Source organism: Microbacterium sp. NPDC059771 (assembly GCF_042732495.1).
GTDB lineage: Bacteria > Actinomycetota > Actinomycetes > Actinomycetales > Microbacteriaceae > Microbacterium > Microbacterium sufflavum.
Map to the genome: position 1 here is coordinate 713346 of NZ_JBHWHK010000001.1, position 15644 is coordinate 728989.

Below are 15644 nucleotides of genomic sequence, written 5' to 3' on the forward strand. Positions count from 1 at the left end.
CCGCCGAGAGTCACCGTGATCTCCGCACCCGTGCTCGCACCGGACGCCGCCGCCCTGCGGCGCCCGGTGCTGGCGCGCACCCTCTGGCTGTGCGCCGGGGTCGTGGTGCTGCTGGTGCTGGCGGTGCTCTCGGTGTCGTTCGGGGCACGCGCGGTCTCCCTCGACGACATCCTCGCCGCCCTGGGCGGACAGTCCGACACGATCGGGCAGGCCGCGGTTATCAAGCGCCTCCCGCGCACGGTGCTCGCGCTGCTCGTGGGCGCCGCGCTCGCGCTTGCCGGGGCGACCATGCAGGCCGTGACCCGCAACCCCATCGCCGAGCCCGGCATCCTCGGCATCTCGAACGGGGCGTCGTTCGCGGTCGTGCTCGGCATCGCGTTCTTCGGGCTGAGCAACCCGTACGGCCAGATGGCGTTCGCGATCGCCGGCGCCGCGGCCGCCGCGGTGTTCGTCTACGCCGTCGGGTCGCTCGGCCGCGGCGGCGCCACCCCGCTCAAGCTCGCCCTGGCGGGCGCGGCGACCTCGGCCGCGTTCGCCTCGCTCATCAGCGCGGTCATGCTGCCGCGGGTCGACCTGCTGCAGACCTTCCAGTCGTGGCAGATCGGCGGGGTCGGGGGAGCCGAGTGGCCGCGCATCGCGATCACCGCCCCCGTGCTCGCGGTCGGCGCGCTGCTGTGCTTCCTGACCGCCCGCGGCATGAACTCCCTCGCACTCGGCGACGACATGGCCACGGGGCTCGGCGAGCGCGTGGCGCGCACGCGCGCGGTCTCGGCGCTCGGCTCGGTGATCCTGGCCGGAGCCGCGACCGCGATCGCCGGGCCCATCGGCTTCGTCGGGCTCATCGTGCCGCACCTGTGCCGCCTGCTCGTGGGCACCGACCACCGCTGGCTGCTGCCCTTCTCGGCCCTCGCGGGAGCGGCCCTGCTGACCGCGAGCGACATCGTCGGCCGGGTGATCTCGCCGTCGTCGGACGAGATCCAGGTCGGCATCATCACCGCGATCATCGGGGCGCCGTTCTTCATCTGGATCGTCCGCCGACAGAGGGTGAGGGAGCTGTGAGCGCCACGGAGCACACGCTCGTCCGCGCGGAGGAGTCCGCGGCCGCCCGCACGGCCAGGGTGATCGCCGGACGCCGGGCCCGTCACCGCCGGCACGCGCTCGTCACGGTCGCGCTGGCCGTGGTCGTGCTCGCCCTGTTCACGGTCGCGCTCATGGTGGGCAACACGTTCTATCCGCTCGACGAGGTGATCCGCGTGATCCTGGGCGAGACCGTGCCGGGGGCGTCGTTCACCGTGGGCGACCTGCGGTTGCCGCGGGCGATCCTCGCCATCCTCGCGGGGCTCGCGTTCGGCATGGCCGGCGTCACCTTCCAGACCATGCTGCGCAACCCGCTCGCCTCCCCCGACATCATCGGGATCTCGCACGGCGCCGGGGCGGCCGCGGTCTTCGGGATCGTCGTGCTCTCGCTCAACGGCCCGATGGTGTCGCTGCTCGCACTCGCCGGCGCCCTCGTCACCGCGCTCGCGATCTACCTGCTCGCGATCAAGGGCGGCTTCGCCGGCGCCCGACTGATCCTGATCGGGATCGGGGTCGCGGCGATGCTGCAGAGCGTCATCGCCTACCTGCTCTCCCGCGCCGCGAACTGGGACATCCAGACCGCCATGCAGTGGATCACCGGCAGCCTCAACAACGCCTCGTGGGAGCGGGTGCTGCCGATGGCGATCGCCGCGGTCGTGCTGGTGCCGCTGCTGCTGACGCAGGGGCGGGCCCTGGGCGCGCTCCAGCTGGGCGACGACTCCGCGGCCGGCCTCGGCGTGCGCGTCGGCGTCACCCGCGTGGTGTTCATCCTCGGTGCCGTCGCGCTGCTCGCCGTCGCGACCGCCGCCACCGGCCCCATCGCGTTCGTCGCGTTCATGGCGGGACCGATCGCCGCCCGGCTCACCGGACCGGGCGCGACCCTCCTGCTGCCCAGCGGTCTCGTCGGCGCGGTGCTGGTGCTGGCGGGCGACCTCATCGGCCAGTTCGCGCTCGGCACGCGCTACCCCGTCGGCGTCGTCACCGGCGTCGTCGGCGCGCCGTACCTGATCTACCTCCTCATCCGCACCAACCGCACCGGAGGCTCCCTGTGACCGCCGCCCACACCCTGTCCGCCGAGGGCGTGACGCTCTCCTACGGCGACCGCACCGTGGTCGAGGGGCTCGACCTGCAGATCGCCCCGGGCAAGATCACGACCATCGTCGGCGCGAACGGCTGCGGCAAGTCCACCCTGCTGCGCGCCCTCGCCCGGCTGCTGTCGCCCGTGGCCGGCCAGGTGGTGCTCGACGGCACGTCCGTGCACACCCGCCCCACCAGGGAGGTCGCGCGCATCCTCGGGCTGCTGCCGCAGTCGCCGGTGGCCCCGGAGGGCATCGCGGTGGCCGACCTCGTCGGGCGCGGACGCCACCCGCACCAGCGGGCGCTGTCGCGCTGGAGTGCGCACGACTACGAGGTCGTCGCCGATGCGCTCGACGCCACGGGCATCAGCGATCTCGCCGACCGCAGCGTCGACGAGCTCTCCGGCGGACAGCGTCAGCGCGTGTGGATCGCGATGGCCCTCGCGCAGGAGACCGACATCCTGCTGCTCGACGAGCCGACCACGTTCCTCGACGTCGCCCACCAGGTCGAGGTGCTCGACCTGCTCACCGACCTGAGCGTCGCCCGCGGCACCACGATCGTGATGGTGCTGCACGACCTCAACCTCGCCGCCCGCTACGCCGACGAGCTCGTCGCCATGAAGGACGGCCGCGTGTACGCCACGGGGTCGCCGCAGGACGTGGTGACCGCCGAGCTCGTGGAAGAGGTCTTCGGGCTGCCCAACCAGATCACCGTCGACCCGGTCTCCGGGAAGCCGATGGTCACCCCCATCGGAAGGCATCATGTCCGCTGAGACGACCACGACCGAACGCCCGACCTACCTCCTCACCCGCGCCGAGGTGCGCGCCGTGGAACGCGTGTCGCCCTCGTTCGTGCGGGTGACCCTCGGCGGGGACGACCTGCGTGAACTGGGCACCCCCGGCGCCGTGTTCGACAGTCGCATCAAGCTCGTGTTCCCGCCCGCCTCCGGGGTGCTGCCCGAGATCGACCGCACTACGGACGACTGGTGGGGCTCCTACCTCGCGGTGCCCGAGGCCGAGCGCGGCGCGATGCGCACGTACTCGGTGCGCGAGCTGCGGGTGGCCGCCGACGACACGACCGAGGTGGACGTGGACTTCGTGCTGCACCTGGAGCCGGGGCTCACCGGGCCCGCATCGCGGTGGGCGAGCACGGCCGCCGTGGGGCAGGAGCTGTGGCTCGTCGGTCCGCGGCGCGGGGTCGTTCCGCACGGCGGTGCCGAGTACCGCCCCGGTCGCGCCGACTCCGTGGTGCTGGCGGGCGACGAGACGGCCGCCCCCGCGATCGCCCGCATCCTGGAGGACGCGCCGCGCGACCTCCGCGGCGTCGCGTTCATCGAGGTGCCGTCGCCGGCCGACGTGCTGCGCATCGACCCGCCCGCCGGGGTGGAGGTGCACTGGCTGCCCCGCGACGTGGGTGAGCCGCACGGCCTCCGGCTCATCCCCGCGGTGCTCGGCTACCTCGGAGACGCCGACGCGACCGACGAGATCCGGGTGAAGGACGTCGAGACGGAAGACCTGCTGTGGGAGACGCCGGAGTACTCGGGTCTCGGCGAGGACATCGACCCCGCGACCGCGACCCCGGTGGAGCGCTACTTCTGGATCGCGGGGGAGAGCGGCGTGGTCACGACCCTGCGCCGGCACCTGGTGAAGGACCTCGGCATCGACCGCCGCCAGGTCGCGTTCATGGGCTACTGGCGCCGCGGCGTGGCGATGCGGGGCTGACGTGACCGCGACCGACGGGCGGCCCGCCCTGCAGGGCGACTCCCTGGTGCTCGGCTACGGCCGTTCCCGCGTGGTGCACGACGTGTCGCTGCGCCTCGCCCCCGGGCGGGTGACGGCGCTGATCGGCCCGAACGGCAGCGGCAAGTCGACCGTGCTGCGCGCCCTCGCCCGCCTGCACCGCATCGACGGCGGCACGGTGCGCGTCGGCGGGGACGAGCCGCGGGATGCGGCCGCCCTGTCGGCGAAGGAGTTCGCGAAGACCGTGGCGATGCTGTCGCAGTCGCGTCCCCACCCGTCCGGCATCGAGGTGTCCGACGTGGTCGCGTACGGGCGGCACCCCCACCGCGGTCGCTTCGCCGGCATCACCGAGGCCGACCGGGCAGCCGTGGCCCGCGCGCTCGCGCTCACCGGGCTGTCCGACATGGCCGCCCGCCCGGTCGACCAGTTGTCGGGCGGAGAGCTGCAGCGCGTGTGGCTGGCGACCGCGCTGGCCCAGGACACCGGGGTGCTGCTGCTCGACGAGCCGACCAACCACCTCGACCTGCGCTACCAGGTGGAGACGCTCGACCTGGTGCGCGAGCTCGCCGACGACCACGGCACCGCCCTTGGCGTGGTGCTGCACGACCTCGACCACGCGGCCTCGGTGGCCGACGACGTGGTGCTGCTGCATCGCGGGCGCGTGCACGCCGCCGGGACCCCCGTCGAGGTGCTCACGGGCGAGAACCTGTCGGAGGTCTACGGGCTGCGCATCGACACCGTCGTCGACGACGAGACCGGGCTGGTGCGCGTGCGACCGCGCGGCCGCCATCACGCCCGGCATCGCGCCGGCACCGCACTCTGATCCACCCCCACCCCTGGAGGAACACCCGATGAAGAAGACCCCCCTGGCCGTGCTCGCCCTCGGTGGTGCGCTGACCCTCGCGCTCGCCGGGTGCGGCACCACGCAGACGCCGTCCGCCTCGGACGCCGCAGTGCCCGTCTCGACCAGCGAGGGCTGCGCGGACGACGCGACCGCGACCTCGACCGGTGCCGTCTCGGTGACGGACGACCTGGGCCGCACGGTCGAGCTCGACCGGCCGGCCGAGCGCATCGCGGTGCTGGAGTGGCAGCAGATCGAGGACGCGCTGACGCTGTGCGTGGCCCCGGTCGCCGTCGCCGACGCCGAGGGCTACTCCACGTGGGTGTCGGCGGAGGAGCTGCCGGACGACGTGGTGGATGTGGGCACGCGGCAGGAGCCGAACCTGGAGACCCTGTTCGGCACCGACCCCGACCTGGTGATCGTCGAGGTGCGCGGGACGGACGACCCGATCGTGGCCCAGCTCGAGGAGTACGACGTGCCGGTGCTCGCGACGGTGGGCGCCGATGCGAAGGACCCCATCGCGAAGATGCTGAACACGCTCGACCTGATCGCGCAGGTCACGGGTCGTGAGGAGCGCGCCGACGACGTGACCGCGGAGTTCCAGCAGCACCTCGACGACGCGAAGGCCGAGCTGGCGGACCGCGAGCTCGCGACACGCGACTTCGTGTTCTTCGACGGCTGGGTCGACGGCGGCAACGTCGCCCTGCGGCCGTTCGGCCAGGGCTCGCTCGTCGGCGAGGTCGGCGAGCAGCTCGGACTCGTGAACGCCTGGACCGGGACGGTCGACCCGGTGTACGGCCTGGGGCAGACCGACGTGGAGGGCATGACCACGGTCGGCGACGCCAACCTGTTCTACACCGGTACGGAAGACCCCGACTCGGAGAACATCATGGACGCCCTCGCCGACAACCCGGCCTGGACCTCGCTGCCCGCCGTGGCCGACGGCCGCCTGACCGCGTTCCCCGCGGGCATCTGGACGTTCGGCGGCCCCCGCTCGACCGCGCAGATCGTCGACGGCTTCGTCGAGGTGCTCTCGAAGTGACCGAGACCCTCCGCCTCGACGACACGACGGATCCCGCGGCGCCGGCGCGTCGCGCGACCGCCGTCTCCGTCGAGGCGGAGAGTCGCGGGCCGAAGGCCCTCCTGACGGGGGTCGGGGTGCTCGTCCTGCTCGCGGTGCTGCTGGTCGCGGTCGCCGGCTGGCATCTCACGCAGGGCACGAGCGGGGCCGTGCTGCCCCCGGCCGACGTGTTGTGGGGCTCGCGGATCCCGCGCCTGGCCGCGGGCGTCGCGGTCGGGGTCGCCCTGGGCGTGGCGGGGATCCTGCTGCAGTCGCTCGCCCGCAACGCGCTCGCCTCGCCCGACACGCTGGGGGTGACCGCGGGAGCGTACCTGGCGGTCACGGCGCTCGCCGCGTTCGGGATCGCCGTGCCCGTGTGGGCGTCCGGAGCGGTGGCGTTCGCGGGCGGGCTCGTGGCGGCCGGGATCGTGCTCGGGCTCGCGGGCGGTGCCGGCTCGTCCACCACGCGCCTCATCCTCGCCGGCACGGCCCTGGCGCTGGCCTTCCAGGCGGGCACCTCGACCCTGCTGATCCTTTTCGACGAGGAGACCACCGGGCTGCTCGCGTGGGGGAGCGGGAGCCTGTCGCAGCTCGGGCTGACCGCGTTCCTCCAGGCGGCCCCGGTCGTGGTGGTCGCCACCGTGCTGGCCCTGGTGCTCGCCCGACGCCTCGACATCCTGGCGCTCGGCGACGACACGGCCTCGTCGCTCGGGGTGCCGATCCGTTCCACGCGGGCGATCGGGATCCTCCTCGCGGTCACGCTGACGGCCGTGTCGGTCACGCTCGCGGGACCGATGGGCTTCGTCGGACTGTGCGCGCCGGTGCTCGCGCGGCTGCTGTCCCGCGTGGTGCCCAGCCTGAACCGGCACCTGCTGCTGATCCCGGCCGCGGGGCTGCTCGGCGCGATCGTGGTGATCCTGGCCGACGCCCTGCTGCGGGCGCTGATCGGCGCCGAGGCCGCGATCCTCATCCCGACGGGGGTCGCGACGACGCTGCTGGGCGCGATCGTGCTGGTGCTCATGGCCCGACGGCTGCGCGACGCCGGCCCCACCCGCGAGCCGCCGCGCGTGCGCTTCGGTGTGCGCAGCCGCGTGCGCTTCCGCGTGACCCTGGTGGTCGTGGCGCTCGGGGTTGCCGGGGTGCTGCTGCTCGGGCTGCTCGCCGGTCACACGTGGCTGCTGACGGGCGACATCGCCCTGTGGCTGCAGGGGCAGGCGGCCCCGCCGATCGCGTTCGCGCTGGACGAGCGGGCCCCGCGGGTCGTGGCCGCGGTCGTGGCGGGAGGCGCGCTCGCCCTCTCCGGCACGCTGATCCAGGGGGTGAGCCGCAACCCGCTCGCCGACCCCAGCATCCTCGGGGTCACCGGTGGCGGCGGGCTGGGGGCCGTGCTGGTGATCACGAGCGCGGCGTCGTCGACGGGCGGCATGATCGCGGGTGCCGTGACGGGCTCGCTGCTCGCGTTCGCCCTGGTCTACCTCCTGTCGTGGCGAGGAGGTCTGAGCGCGGACCGGTTCCTGCTCGTGGGTATCGGGGTGTCGTACCTCACGGTCTCGCTCACGACGTTCTTCCTGCTGCGGTCGAACCCGTGGGACACCCCGCGGATCTACACGTGGCTGTCCGGCACGACGTACGGTCGCGCGTGGGAGCAGATCCTCCCGCTGGTGATCGTGCTGGTCATCGCACTGCCGTTCGTGGTGTCGAGCCGCCGCGAGCTCGACGTCCTGTCGCTCGACGAGGACACGCCGCGGCTGGTGGGCATCCGGCTGGAGCCGGTGCGCCTGCTGCTGCTCGCGGTGGCGGCCGTGCTCGCCGCGCTGAGCGTCACGGCGATCGGGGTGATCGGCTTCGTGGGGCTCGTCGCGCCGCACGCCGCCCGGGCGCTGGTGGGGGCGCGGCATGCGCGGGTGATCCCGGTCGCCGTGCTGCTGGGCGGGCTGCTGGTCGCGGTGGCCGACACGATCGGTCGCACGGTCATCGCGCCCGCGCAGCTGCCGGCCGGCCTGGTGGTCGCGCTGATCGGCGCCCCGTACTTCGTCTGGCTGCTCTGGCGCTCGCGCGACGCCTGACCCCGCTCCCCGGCCCGCCCTGTCCGTTCGTCCCGTGGCGGGATCGAAAACGCACCCTCGGGCCGGTTCGGGGGCGCGTTTCTGATCCCGCCTCCGCCCGCCCCCGCGTTCGGTCGGAGGCGGGAACGAAAACGCACCCCCGGGGGTGTCCGGAGGTGCGTTCTCGATCCCCGAGCCGGGGTGGGTGGGTGGAGGAGGGGGGGAGGGGGTTTACTTCGCGAGGAAGTCGTTCAGGGCGGCGTTGACCTCGTCGGCGTGGGTCCAGAGCAGGCCGTGCGGCGCGCCCTCGACCTCGATGTACGTCGCCTCGGGGACGGCCTGGTGGAAGCGGCGGGCGGTCGCGTCGATCGGCAGGATGTTGTCCTTCGTGCCGTGCAGGATGAGCGTGGGCTTGCCGGCCGCGCGCACGGCCTCGACGTCGCCGCGGAAGTCCTCGATCCACGTCGGCACGACCGCGTAGGCGGCGACCGGGGCGCTGGTGACCGAGAGGTTCCAGTTGGCGTCGACGACCTGCTGGCTGATGCGGGTGCCGAGGTTCTCGTCGAGGTTGTAGAAGTTCTTGTAGAACTCGGTGAACCAGGCGTAGCGGTCGCCCTTGGCGGCGGCCTCGATCCCGTCGAACACGTCCTGCGGCACGCCCTCGGGGTTGTCGTCGCGCTGCACGAGGAACGGCTCGAGCGAGGCGAGGAAGGCGAGCTTGGCGACGCGCTCGTGCCCGTAGCGGCCGACGTAGCGGGCGAGCTCGCCGGTGCCCATCGAGAAGCCGACGAGCACGACGTCGCGCAGGTCGAGGGTCTCGAGCACGGTGTTGAGGTCGGCGGCGAAGGTGTCGTAGTCGTAACCGCTGCCCACCTTGGAGGACTGACCGAAGCCGCGGCGGTCGTACGTGATCACGCGGTAGCCCTGGGCGAGCAGCTCACGCGTCTGGCGCTCCCAGCTGTGCCCGTTGAGCGGGTAGCCGTGGATCAGCACGACGGGCTGCCCGGATCCCTGGTCCTCGTAGTACAGCTCGATCGGGGTGCTGTTCTCGTTCCCGACGGTGATGTAGCCCATGATCCTGGTCCTTTCGGTTCCGGTGAGAACGATCGTTCTCGCTCGATGTGTCCAATCTAGAGAACGAGCGTTCTCATGTCAAGTAGACTTCTGCACATGACCGAAGACGACGCTCGCGAGCGCATCCTCTCCGCCGCGGAGGAGCTCTACTACCGCAAGGGATACGCGGCCGTCGGCATGGACGAGCTGCGCACGGCCGCCGGCGTGTCGCTGCGTCGCCTCTACTCGCTCTTCCCTGCCAAGACCGATATCGTCTCGGCGGTCCTCGCCCGCAGGCACACCGAATGGGAGTCGGGTCTCTCCGCCGCTGTCGCCGCCGCGGGCGACGGGCCCCGCGCGCGGCTGCTCGCCGTCTACGGCTACCTGGAGGACTGGTTCTGCAGCGACGGCTTCCGCGGCTGCGCGTTCATCAACGCATTCGGCGAGCTCGGCGGGACGAACCCCGAGGTCGCCTCCATCGTCCGCGCGCACAAGGCCTCGTTCCAGGAGTACATGGCCGCGCTGGTCGCGGACACCGGTGCCCCGGCCGCGTTGGCCGCCCAGCTCTCGATCCTCGCCGAGGGGGCGCAGAGCACCGCGGCGATCTCGGCCGACCCGCAGGCGGCGGTGCACGCGCGCCGGGCAGCCGAGGTGCTCATCGACGCGGCGTTCGCCACCGCCTGAGCTTCGGCACCTCTCGTCAGGTGTCGTCGTCGGCCGCCCGCCGAGCCGCCGTATCCCAGGCCTCGCGCACGCCCCGCAGGTGCTGCTCCGGCTGGAACGGGTGCGACGCCGTCACGGTGCGCAGCGAGCGCTCGACCACGATCCCGGGGTGGTGCACGAGCTCGCGCAGCATCGCCGCCATGCCCTTCGCATCGGGTGAGCCGCACAGGATCCCCGCCTCGGCCAGGCCCTCCCGCAGCCGAGGGTCGACGTACAGCACGCTCCGCGCCGCCCGGAACGCCTCCGCGACCACGACCGGCTGCGGGTCGAGCCCGAACGACGTGACGGCCAGCAGGTGCGAGTCACGCAGAAGGGGCTGGATGCTCTCCGGCTCGACGCGACCGAGGAACTGGATGCTGCTGCCGCTGTCTGGCGCCGCGGTCCCCGCGACCTCGCGCGCCTCGGCGTACAGCGGTCCGTCTCCCGCGATCCGCGCCACGAGCGACCCCGGCGGCAGGTCCTCCCCGGCCCGTCGCACCGCGCGCACGAACTCCAGGATCCCCGACTCGAGGGTGAGCCGGCCCACCCACAGCACCTGCAGCGGCAGCTCGACCGCCTGGAGCGGCACCCCGGGGATCGCGCGCGGTGGCATCGGGTTCGGCACCACCTCCACCTCCGGCAGCCCGGCGATCCGCAGCGCCTCGGCCTGATGCGCCGAGGGCGAGATCACGGCGTCGGCCTCCAGTGCGGCGTCGAGCGTGACGCTGCGCACCGCGGCATCGATCGCGCGCGGGGTGTCGGCGAGGGCGGTGCGAGGAGGGCGTCCGCGCAGCACGCGGGCCAGTCCGCGGACGGCCGCCGCCGCGACCCGGTCGAATCGTCGCAGGTCCGGTCCCTGCCAGAAGAAGGTGTGCACCGTGTGGACGACGGGGATGCCCTGCTCCTGGGCCACCCGGATCGCCGCGGCGGTGAGGCCGAACTCCGAGTGCACGTGCACCACGTCGATCGACCGCTCCCGGAACAGGCGCCGCAGCCGCGCTCGCAGGGCACGACTGTTGCGGATCGCCGGCATCTCGACGCCGGGGATGACCCACGCGGCGGCCATCAGGATCGGTGCTTCCCCCGGCGGCACGGGGCGTGGCGCGCTCCCCGGCTGCGCGGCGCCGATGACCACCACCTCGTCGCCCGCGGAGCGCAGCAGCTCCGCCTCGCGCAGGACGACGGCCTGCGCATCTCCGATGCGGTCGAGTGCGTAGTCGCAGACGAGTGCGATCCTCACGGCGGTCACCCCCAGGTCGTGCGGAACAGAGTGCTGTCAAACGTAACATCTTACCCGCCGGGTGAATGACGCGGGGTGGCACAAGTCTCTTACCTGGTTAGCGATCGGCGGCGGGGCTGTCAAGGGCACTGCGGCGGCGGTGCCGTCACCCTAGAGTCGCGGCATGGAGACTTCGACGAAAGGCATCCTCCGCCAGAGCCTGGTGATCGCGGCGGCCGTGTTCATGCTGATCGCCGCCGCCATCGGTGCCGGCGCATTCGGCGGCACCTCGGTCGACGAACTGCAGAACGGTGCGCTGTCCGCTCAGGGCTCGTATCTCGCGCCCGCCGGACCGGCGTTCTCGATCTGGTCGCTCATCTACCTCGGCCTGCTCGCCTACACGGCGTGGCAGGCCCTCCCCGCCCGCCGCCAGGACCCCCGGCAGGAGGCCGTCGGCGGCTGGATCGCCCTGTCGATGGTGCTCAACGGCCTGTGGCTCGTGACCGCCCGCTACCTCACGCTGTGGCTCACGGTGCTCGTGATCGCGCTGCTGCTCGCCGTGCTCGCGCGTGTGATCGTGCTGCTGGGACGATTGCCCGCCCGCAGCGCCGTCGACCGCGTGCTCACCGACGGCGCCAACGGGCTCCACTTCGGCTGGGTCACGATCGCCACCGTCGCCAACACCGCCGCCTGGCTCACGCAGACCGTCCCGGAGAGCGCGGAGCAGCAGGCGGAGGTGTGGGCCATCGCGGTGCTCGCCGTGGTGCTGCTCATCGGTGCCGCGAGCGCGTGGTTCACCGGGCGTCTCGCGCCCGCCCTCGCCACCGCGTGGGGGCTCGCCTGGCTCGCGGTCGGTCGTCTGACCGGCGAGCCGCAGAGCACGCCGACCGCCATCGCCGCGATCGTGGTGGCCGCGGTCCTGGTGCTCGTGGGGGTCGTGGCCGTCGTGCGCCGGCGTCGAGCGACCCCGGCGACCCTCGCGCCTCAGAGCACCAGCCGGTAGCCCATGCCCGCCTCGGTCAGCAGGTGCACGGGCGAGGAGGGCTCGCTCTCGAGCTTCTTGCGCAACTGCGACATGTACAGGCGCAGGTAGCCGGAGTCGGACACCTGCGCGCTGCCCCAGATCTCCTTCAGCAGATCCTGCCGGGTGACTAGCGCCCCCGGGTGCCGTGCCAGGTGCTCCAGCATGCGCCACTCGGTCGGCGTCAGGTGCACGCGGGTACCGGAGCGGGTGACCGTCTTGGTCGCCAGATCCACCACCACGTCGCCGAAGGCCACGACCGACTCGCCGTTGGCGGCCACCGCGCGGCGGGAGAGCGCGCGCAGTCGCGCCAGCAGCTCGTCCACCTGGAACGGCTTGGTGACGAAGTCGTCGGCCCCGGCGTCGAGCGCCTCGACCTTGTCGGCGGAACCCGTGCGACCGGAGACGACGATGATCGGCACGGTCGTCCACCCCCGCAGCGCCTGGATCACCTCGATGCCGTCGAGCCGCGGCATCCCGAGGTCGAGCATGATGAGGTCGGGGTGCGACTGCGCCGCGGCGGCGATCGCGGCGGCGCCGTCCGCGGCGACGACCACCTCGTAGCCGTGCGCGGCGAGCGTGATGCGCAGCGCCCGCACCATCTGGGGGTCGTCGTCGGCGATGAGGAGCTTCACTCCGTGTCCTCCGTGTCGGCAGGCCCTGCGGCGAGCGGCAGGGAGATGACCATCGTGAGTCCGCCACCCGGCGTGTCCTCGGGTGTCAGGGTACCGCCCATGCCCTCGGTGAACCCGCGCGACAGCGCGAGCCCGAGGCCGAGGCCGGTCGTGTTGTCGGTGTCGCCGAAGCGCTGGAACGGCTGGAAGATGCGGTCGCGGCGCTCGGGCGCCACGCCCGCGCCCCGGTCGACGATGCGGATCTCCGCGCGCTCACCCAGACGGCTGGTGGTGACCAGCACCCGGCTGCCCTCGGGGGCGTGACGGTGGGCGTTCGCGATCACGTTCACCAGCACGCGCTGCAGCAGCACCGGGTCGGCGAACAGCGCGGGCAGGGCGGGGTCGAGCGCGAGGTCGACCTCGGACGGACCGAGACCGAGCTCGTCGACCGCCGCGAGCACGGGACCGGCCGCGTCCACGCGCGAGGCCGAGACCGCGAGCACGCCCGCCTCCACCCGGCTCACGTCGAGCAGGTCGGTCACCAGAGTCGACAGGGTCGCGAGGCTCTCGTCGGCGGTGGCGAGGAGCTCCGCGCGGTCGGTCGCCGACAGGCCCTGCGCGGCGCGGAGACCGCCGATCGCCGCGACCGCCGACGCCAGGGGCCGGCGCAGGTCGTGGCTCACCGCCGAGAGCAGGGCGCTGCGCACCTGGTCGGTCTCGGCCAGCGCCTCCGCCTCGCGCGCGGTCGCCCGCAGGTCGGTGTGCTCGATCGCCGCGGCGAGCTGCGCCACGATCGCGTCGAGCAGCCGGCGCTCCGGACCCGCGAGGGGCTCGCCGTTCAGCTCCAGCAGGGCGCGGGGCCCGCCGCCGGCCGCACCCACGGGGATGGTCGTGGCGCGGCCGTCCGGCACCGGCTCGCCGTCGCTGGCGAGCACCTGCCCGTCGGGCGTGAGCAACCGGACGCCGCTGAGCCCGAAGGCCTCCCGTGTGCGGCTCACGAGCGCCAGCACGGCGTTGTCGCCGCGGAGCACGTTGCCCGCGACCGCCGCCAGCAGCTCCGCCTCGGCCGTCGCGCGCTGCGCCGTCCTCGCCCGGCGGGCGGCCTGATCCACGATGATGCTCACCAGGATCGCGATGACCACGTAGAGCGAGAGCGCGAGGGCGTGCAGCGGATGCGCGATCGTGATCGTGAACAGCGGTGCCACGAACAGGAAGTCGAGCGTGATGCCCGACAGCACGGCGGCGAACACCGCGGGCCGGATGCCGCCGATCAGCGCCACCACGACCACGAGCAGCTGATACGCGAGCACCTCGGCGGTGATCGACTCCGGGCTGCGGAAGGTGAACATGAGCCACGACAGCAGGGGGCCGAACACGAGCGCGACGCCGAAACCGAGCGCCTGGCGCCGCCACCCCAGCGCCCCGCCGGTGATGCGCGGCAGCGCGAGTCGCCCGCCCGCGGCCGCGTGGGTCACGATGTGCACGTCGATGTCGCCCGAACGCCGGATCACCTCGGAGCCGATGCCCGGTCCGGTCAGCGCGGCCGTCAGGCGGCCGCGGCGGCTCACGCCGATCACGAGCTGCGTGGCGTCGGCACCCTGCGCGAACTCCACGAGCGTGCCGGGGATGTCGTCGCCGACCACCTGGTGGTACGTGCCGCCGAGGGACTCCACGAGCGCGCGCTGTGCGGCCAGGGCGCCCGGGGTCTCGCCGCGCAGGCCGTCCTGGGCGGTCACGTGCACCGCGAGCAGCTCGCCCCCGGCCGACCGTGCGGCGATGCGGGCTCCGCGGCGCAGCAGCGTCTCGCCCTCCGGGCCCCCGGTCAGCGCGACGACCACCCGCTCGCGCGCCTGCCAGGAGCCCTCGATGCCCTGCTCGGCGCGGTAGCTGCGCAGCGCGCTGTCGACCTCGTCGGCGAGCCACAACAGTGCGAGTTCGCGCAGCGCGGTGAGGTTGCCCAGACGGAAGTAGTTCGACAGTGCCGCGTCGATCCGCTCCGCGGGATACACCAGGCCCGCCGACAGCCGGTCGCGCAGGGTCTGCGGGGCGAGGTCGACCACCTCGACCTCGTCGGCTGCACGCACCACGGCATCCGGGATGGTCTCCTGCTGCGCGATGCCGGTGATCTTCTCCACCACGGCGTTCAGCGACTCGATGTGCTGCACGTTGACGGTGGTCACCACGTCGATGCCCGCCCGCAGCAGCTCCTCCACGTCCTGCCAGCGCTTGGGGTGGCGCGAACCGGGGATGTTCGTGTGCGCGAGCTCGTCGACCAGGGCGATCTCCGGTGCGCGGTCGAGCACGGTGTCCAGGTCGAGCTCGGTCAGCACCACCCCGCGGTGCTCGTCCACGCGTCGCGGCACCTCGGGGAGCCCGGCGGTGAGGGCCGCGGTGGCCGCCCGGCCGTGGGTCTCCACGACCGCGATCACCACGTCGCGGCCCTCGTCGAACAGGCGCCGCCCCTCCGCGAGCATCTCGAACGTCTTGCCCACCCCGGGGGCGGCGCCCAGGAGCACGCGCAGGCGCCCCCGGCGCTGGTGCTCCGGCGGGCGATCCGTGCGCGCTGCGCTCATTCACCCTCCCGGTCGTCCAGTGCGAGGTTGAGTTCGGCGACGTTGATCCGCTCCTCGCCGAGGAACCCCAGGTCCCGCCCTTGAATCCTAGACTCCACGAGCGCACGCACCTCGTCCTCGGGCAGGTCGCGCGCGGCGGCCACCCGCGGCACCTGCAGCAGGGCATAGGCGACGCTGATGTGCGGGTCGAGACCGGAGCCGGAGGCGGTCACGGCGTCGGCGGGCACCAGGGACGGGTCGACACCCTCGCGCTCCGCGACCTCGGCCGTGCGCTCGGCGATCGACGCGACCAGGTCGGGGTTCTCCGGTCCGAGGTTGCTGCCGCCCGAGGCGGTGCCGTCGTAGCCGTCGCCCGCCGCGGACGGGCGCGACTGGAAGTACTGCGGCAGGGCCTCGCCGTCGGCGTCGGTGAAGGACTGTCCGATCAGGGCGCTGCCGCGGTCGTCGGGCAGCATCGAGCCGTTCGCCTGTGCGGGGAGCAGCAGCTGACCGATGCCGGTGACGAGCAGGGTGTAGCCGACGCCGAGGACGAGGGTGAGCACGAGCATCGCGCGGACGGCGACCCCGGCGGTGCGCATCGTGGTGCGGGTGGTGGAGGACAAGGTGTGCCTTTCGCGCGGGGG

14 protein-coding genes are annotated in these 15644 nt (G+C 73.3%); 9 read left to right on the plus strand and 5 right to left on the minus strand.

The window, feature by feature from the left end; all coding sequences use genetic code 11:
* Window positions 1–15 precede the first annotated feature (15 nt).
* From ACFV3I_RS03460 to ACFV3I_RS03490, 7 genes are read left to right on the plus strand one after another with little or no spacing between them, the layout of a single operon-like run.
* On the plus strand, window positions 16–1059 hold the full coding sequence (locus ACFV3I_RS03460; RefSeq protein ID WP_247638200.1) for an iron ABC transporter permease: 1044 nt from the start codon (window positions 16–18) through the stop codon (window positions 1057–1059).
* Window positions 1056–2129, plus strand: coding sequence for an iron chelate uptake ABC transporter family permease subunit (locus ACFV3I_RS03465; protein ID WP_136032712.1), 1074 nt, complete (start codon window positions 1056–1058; stop codon window positions 2127–2129). Before ACFV3I_RS03460 ends, ACFV3I_RS03465 begins: the two co-directional genes overlap by 4 nt.
* On the plus strand, window positions 2126–2926 hold the full coding sequence (locus tag ACFV3I_RS03470; RefSeq protein WP_247638201.1) for an ABC transporter ATP-binding protein: 801 nt from the start codon (window positions 2126–2128) through the stop codon (window positions 2924–2926). Before ACFV3I_RS03465 ends, ACFV3I_RS03470 begins: the two co-directional genes overlap by 4 nt.
* Entirely contained in the window at window positions 2916–3875 is a 960-nt protein-coding gene (locus tag ACFV3I_RS03475) for a siderophore-interacting protein (RefSeq protein WP_247638202.1), read from the plus strand. Before ACFV3I_RS03470 ends, ACFV3I_RS03475 begins: the two co-directional genes overlap by 11 nt.
* Before the next feature lies 1 nt (window position 3876).
* A complete protein-coding gene (locus ACFV3I_RS03480; protein ID WP_136032718.1) occupies window positions 3877–4716 on the plus strand; it encodes an ABC transporter ATP-binding protein in 840 nt (279 codons plus the stop codon).
* A gap of 28 nt (window positions 4717–4744) precedes the next feature.
* Entirely contained in the window at window positions 4745–5776 is a 1032-nt protein-coding gene (locus tag ACFV3I_RS03485; protein ID WP_378803253.1) for an ABC transporter substrate-binding protein, read from the plus strand.
* The gene (locus ACFV3I_RS03490) at window positions 5773–7860 is read left to right on the plus strand and encodes an iron ABC transporter permease (RefSeq protein WP_378822377.1); all 2088 of its coding nucleotides are present in this window, start codon (window positions 5773–5775) and stop codon (window positions 7858–7860) included. Before ACFV3I_RS03485 ends, ACFV3I_RS03490 begins: the two co-directional genes overlap by 4 nt.
* A 210-nt stretch (window positions 7861–8070) precedes the next feature.
* Here the strand turns inward: ACFV3I_RS03490 and ACFV3I_RS03495 are convergent, their stop codons facing one another.
* A complete protein-coding gene (locus ACFV3I_RS03495; protein WP_247638205.1) occupies window positions 8071–8913 on the minus strand; it encodes an alpha/beta fold hydrolase in 843 nt (280 codons plus the stop codon).
* 96 nt (window positions 8914–9009) lie between these two features.
* Between ACFV3I_RS03495 and ACFV3I_RS03500 the strand changes: the two genes are divergently transcribed.
* Window positions 9010–9576 (plus strand): TetR/AcrR family transcriptional regulator, encoded by a 567-nt coding sequence (locus tag ACFV3I_RS03500; RefSeq protein WP_136032725.1) that lies wholly within the window; start codon window positions 9010–9012, stop codon window positions 9574–9576.
* Window positions 9577–9592: 16 nt separating this feature from the next.
* On the opposite strand, the gene ACFV3I_RS03505 is transcribed toward ACFV3I_RS03500, so the two are convergent.
* Entirely contained in the window at window positions 9593–10834 is a 1242-nt protein-coding gene (locus ACFV3I_RS03505; RefSeq protein WP_247638206.1) for a glycosyltransferase family 4 protein, read from the minus strand.
* A gap of 163 nt (window positions 10835–10997) precedes the next feature.
* Here ACFV3I_RS03505 and ACFV3I_RS03510 point away from each other — a divergent pair, with 163 nt between their 5' ends.
* The gene (locus tag ACFV3I_RS03510; RefSeq protein WP_247638207.1) at window positions 10998–11816 is read left to right on the plus strand and encodes a tryptophan-rich sensory protein; all 819 of its coding nucleotides are present in this window, start codon (window positions 10998–11000) and stop codon (window positions 11814–11816) included.
* Here the strand turns inward: ACFV3I_RS03510 and ACFV3I_RS03515 are convergent.
* From ACFV3I_RS03515 to kdpC, 3 genes are read right to left on the minus strand one after another with little or no spacing between them, the layout of a single operon-like run.
* The gene (locus tag ACFV3I_RS03515; protein WP_136032732.1) at window positions 11798–12469 is read right to left on the minus strand and encodes a response regulator; all 672 of its coding nucleotides are present in this window, start codon (window positions 12467–12469) and stop codon (window positions 11798–11800) included. The genes ACFV3I_RS03510 and ACFV3I_RS03515 overlap by 19 nt on opposite strands.
* Entirely contained in the window at window positions 12466–15021 is a 2556-nt protein-coding gene (locus tag ACFV3I_RS03520; protein ID WP_247638208.1) for an ATP-binding protein, read from the minus strand. The genes ACFV3I_RS03515 and ACFV3I_RS03520 overlap by 4 nt, the downstream gene beginning before the upstream one ends.
* On the minus strand, window positions 15018–15599 hold the full coding sequence (kdpC, locus tag ACFV3I_RS03525; protein WP_247638867.1) for a potassium-transporting ATPase subunit KdpC: 582 nt from the start codon (window positions 15597–15599) through the stop codon (window positions 15018–15020). The genes ACFV3I_RS03520 and kdpC overlap by 4 nt, the downstream gene beginning before the upstream one ends.
* Window positions 15600–15644 lie beyond the last annotated feature (45 nt).

Excerpts from the sequence above, each read along its gene's own strand:
- ACFV3I_RS03475 (WP_247638202.1), top strand. The coding sequence starts at position 2,916 with ATGTCCGCTGAGACGACCACGACCGAACGCCCGACCTACCTCCTCACC.
- ACFV3I_RS03495 (WP_247638205.1), bottom strand. The coding sequence starts at position 8,913 with ATGGGCTACATCACCGTCGGGAACGAGAACAGCACCCCGATCGAGCTG.
- ACFV3I_RS03485 (WP_378803253.1), top strand. The coding sequence starts at position 4,745 with ATGAAGAAGACCCCCCTGGCCGTGCTCGCCCTCGGTGGTGCGCTGACC.
- ACFV3I_RS03500 (WP_136032725.1), top strand. The coding sequence starts at position 9,010 with ATGACCGAAGACGACGCTCGCGAGCGCATCCTCTCCGCCGCGGAGGAG.
- ACFV3I_RS03520 (WP_247638208.1), bottom strand. The coding sequence starts at position 15,021 with ATGAGCGCAGCGCGCACGGATCGCCCGCCGGAGCACCAGCGCCGGGGG.
- kdpC (WP_247638867.1), bottom strand. The coding sequence starts at position 15,599 with ATGCGCACCGCCGGGGTCGCCGTCCGCGCGATGCTCGTGCTCACCCTC.
- ACFV3I_RS03510 (WP_247638207.1), top strand. The coding sequence starts at position 10,998 with ATGGAGACTTCGACGAAAGGCATCCTCCGCCAGAGCCTGGTGATCGCG.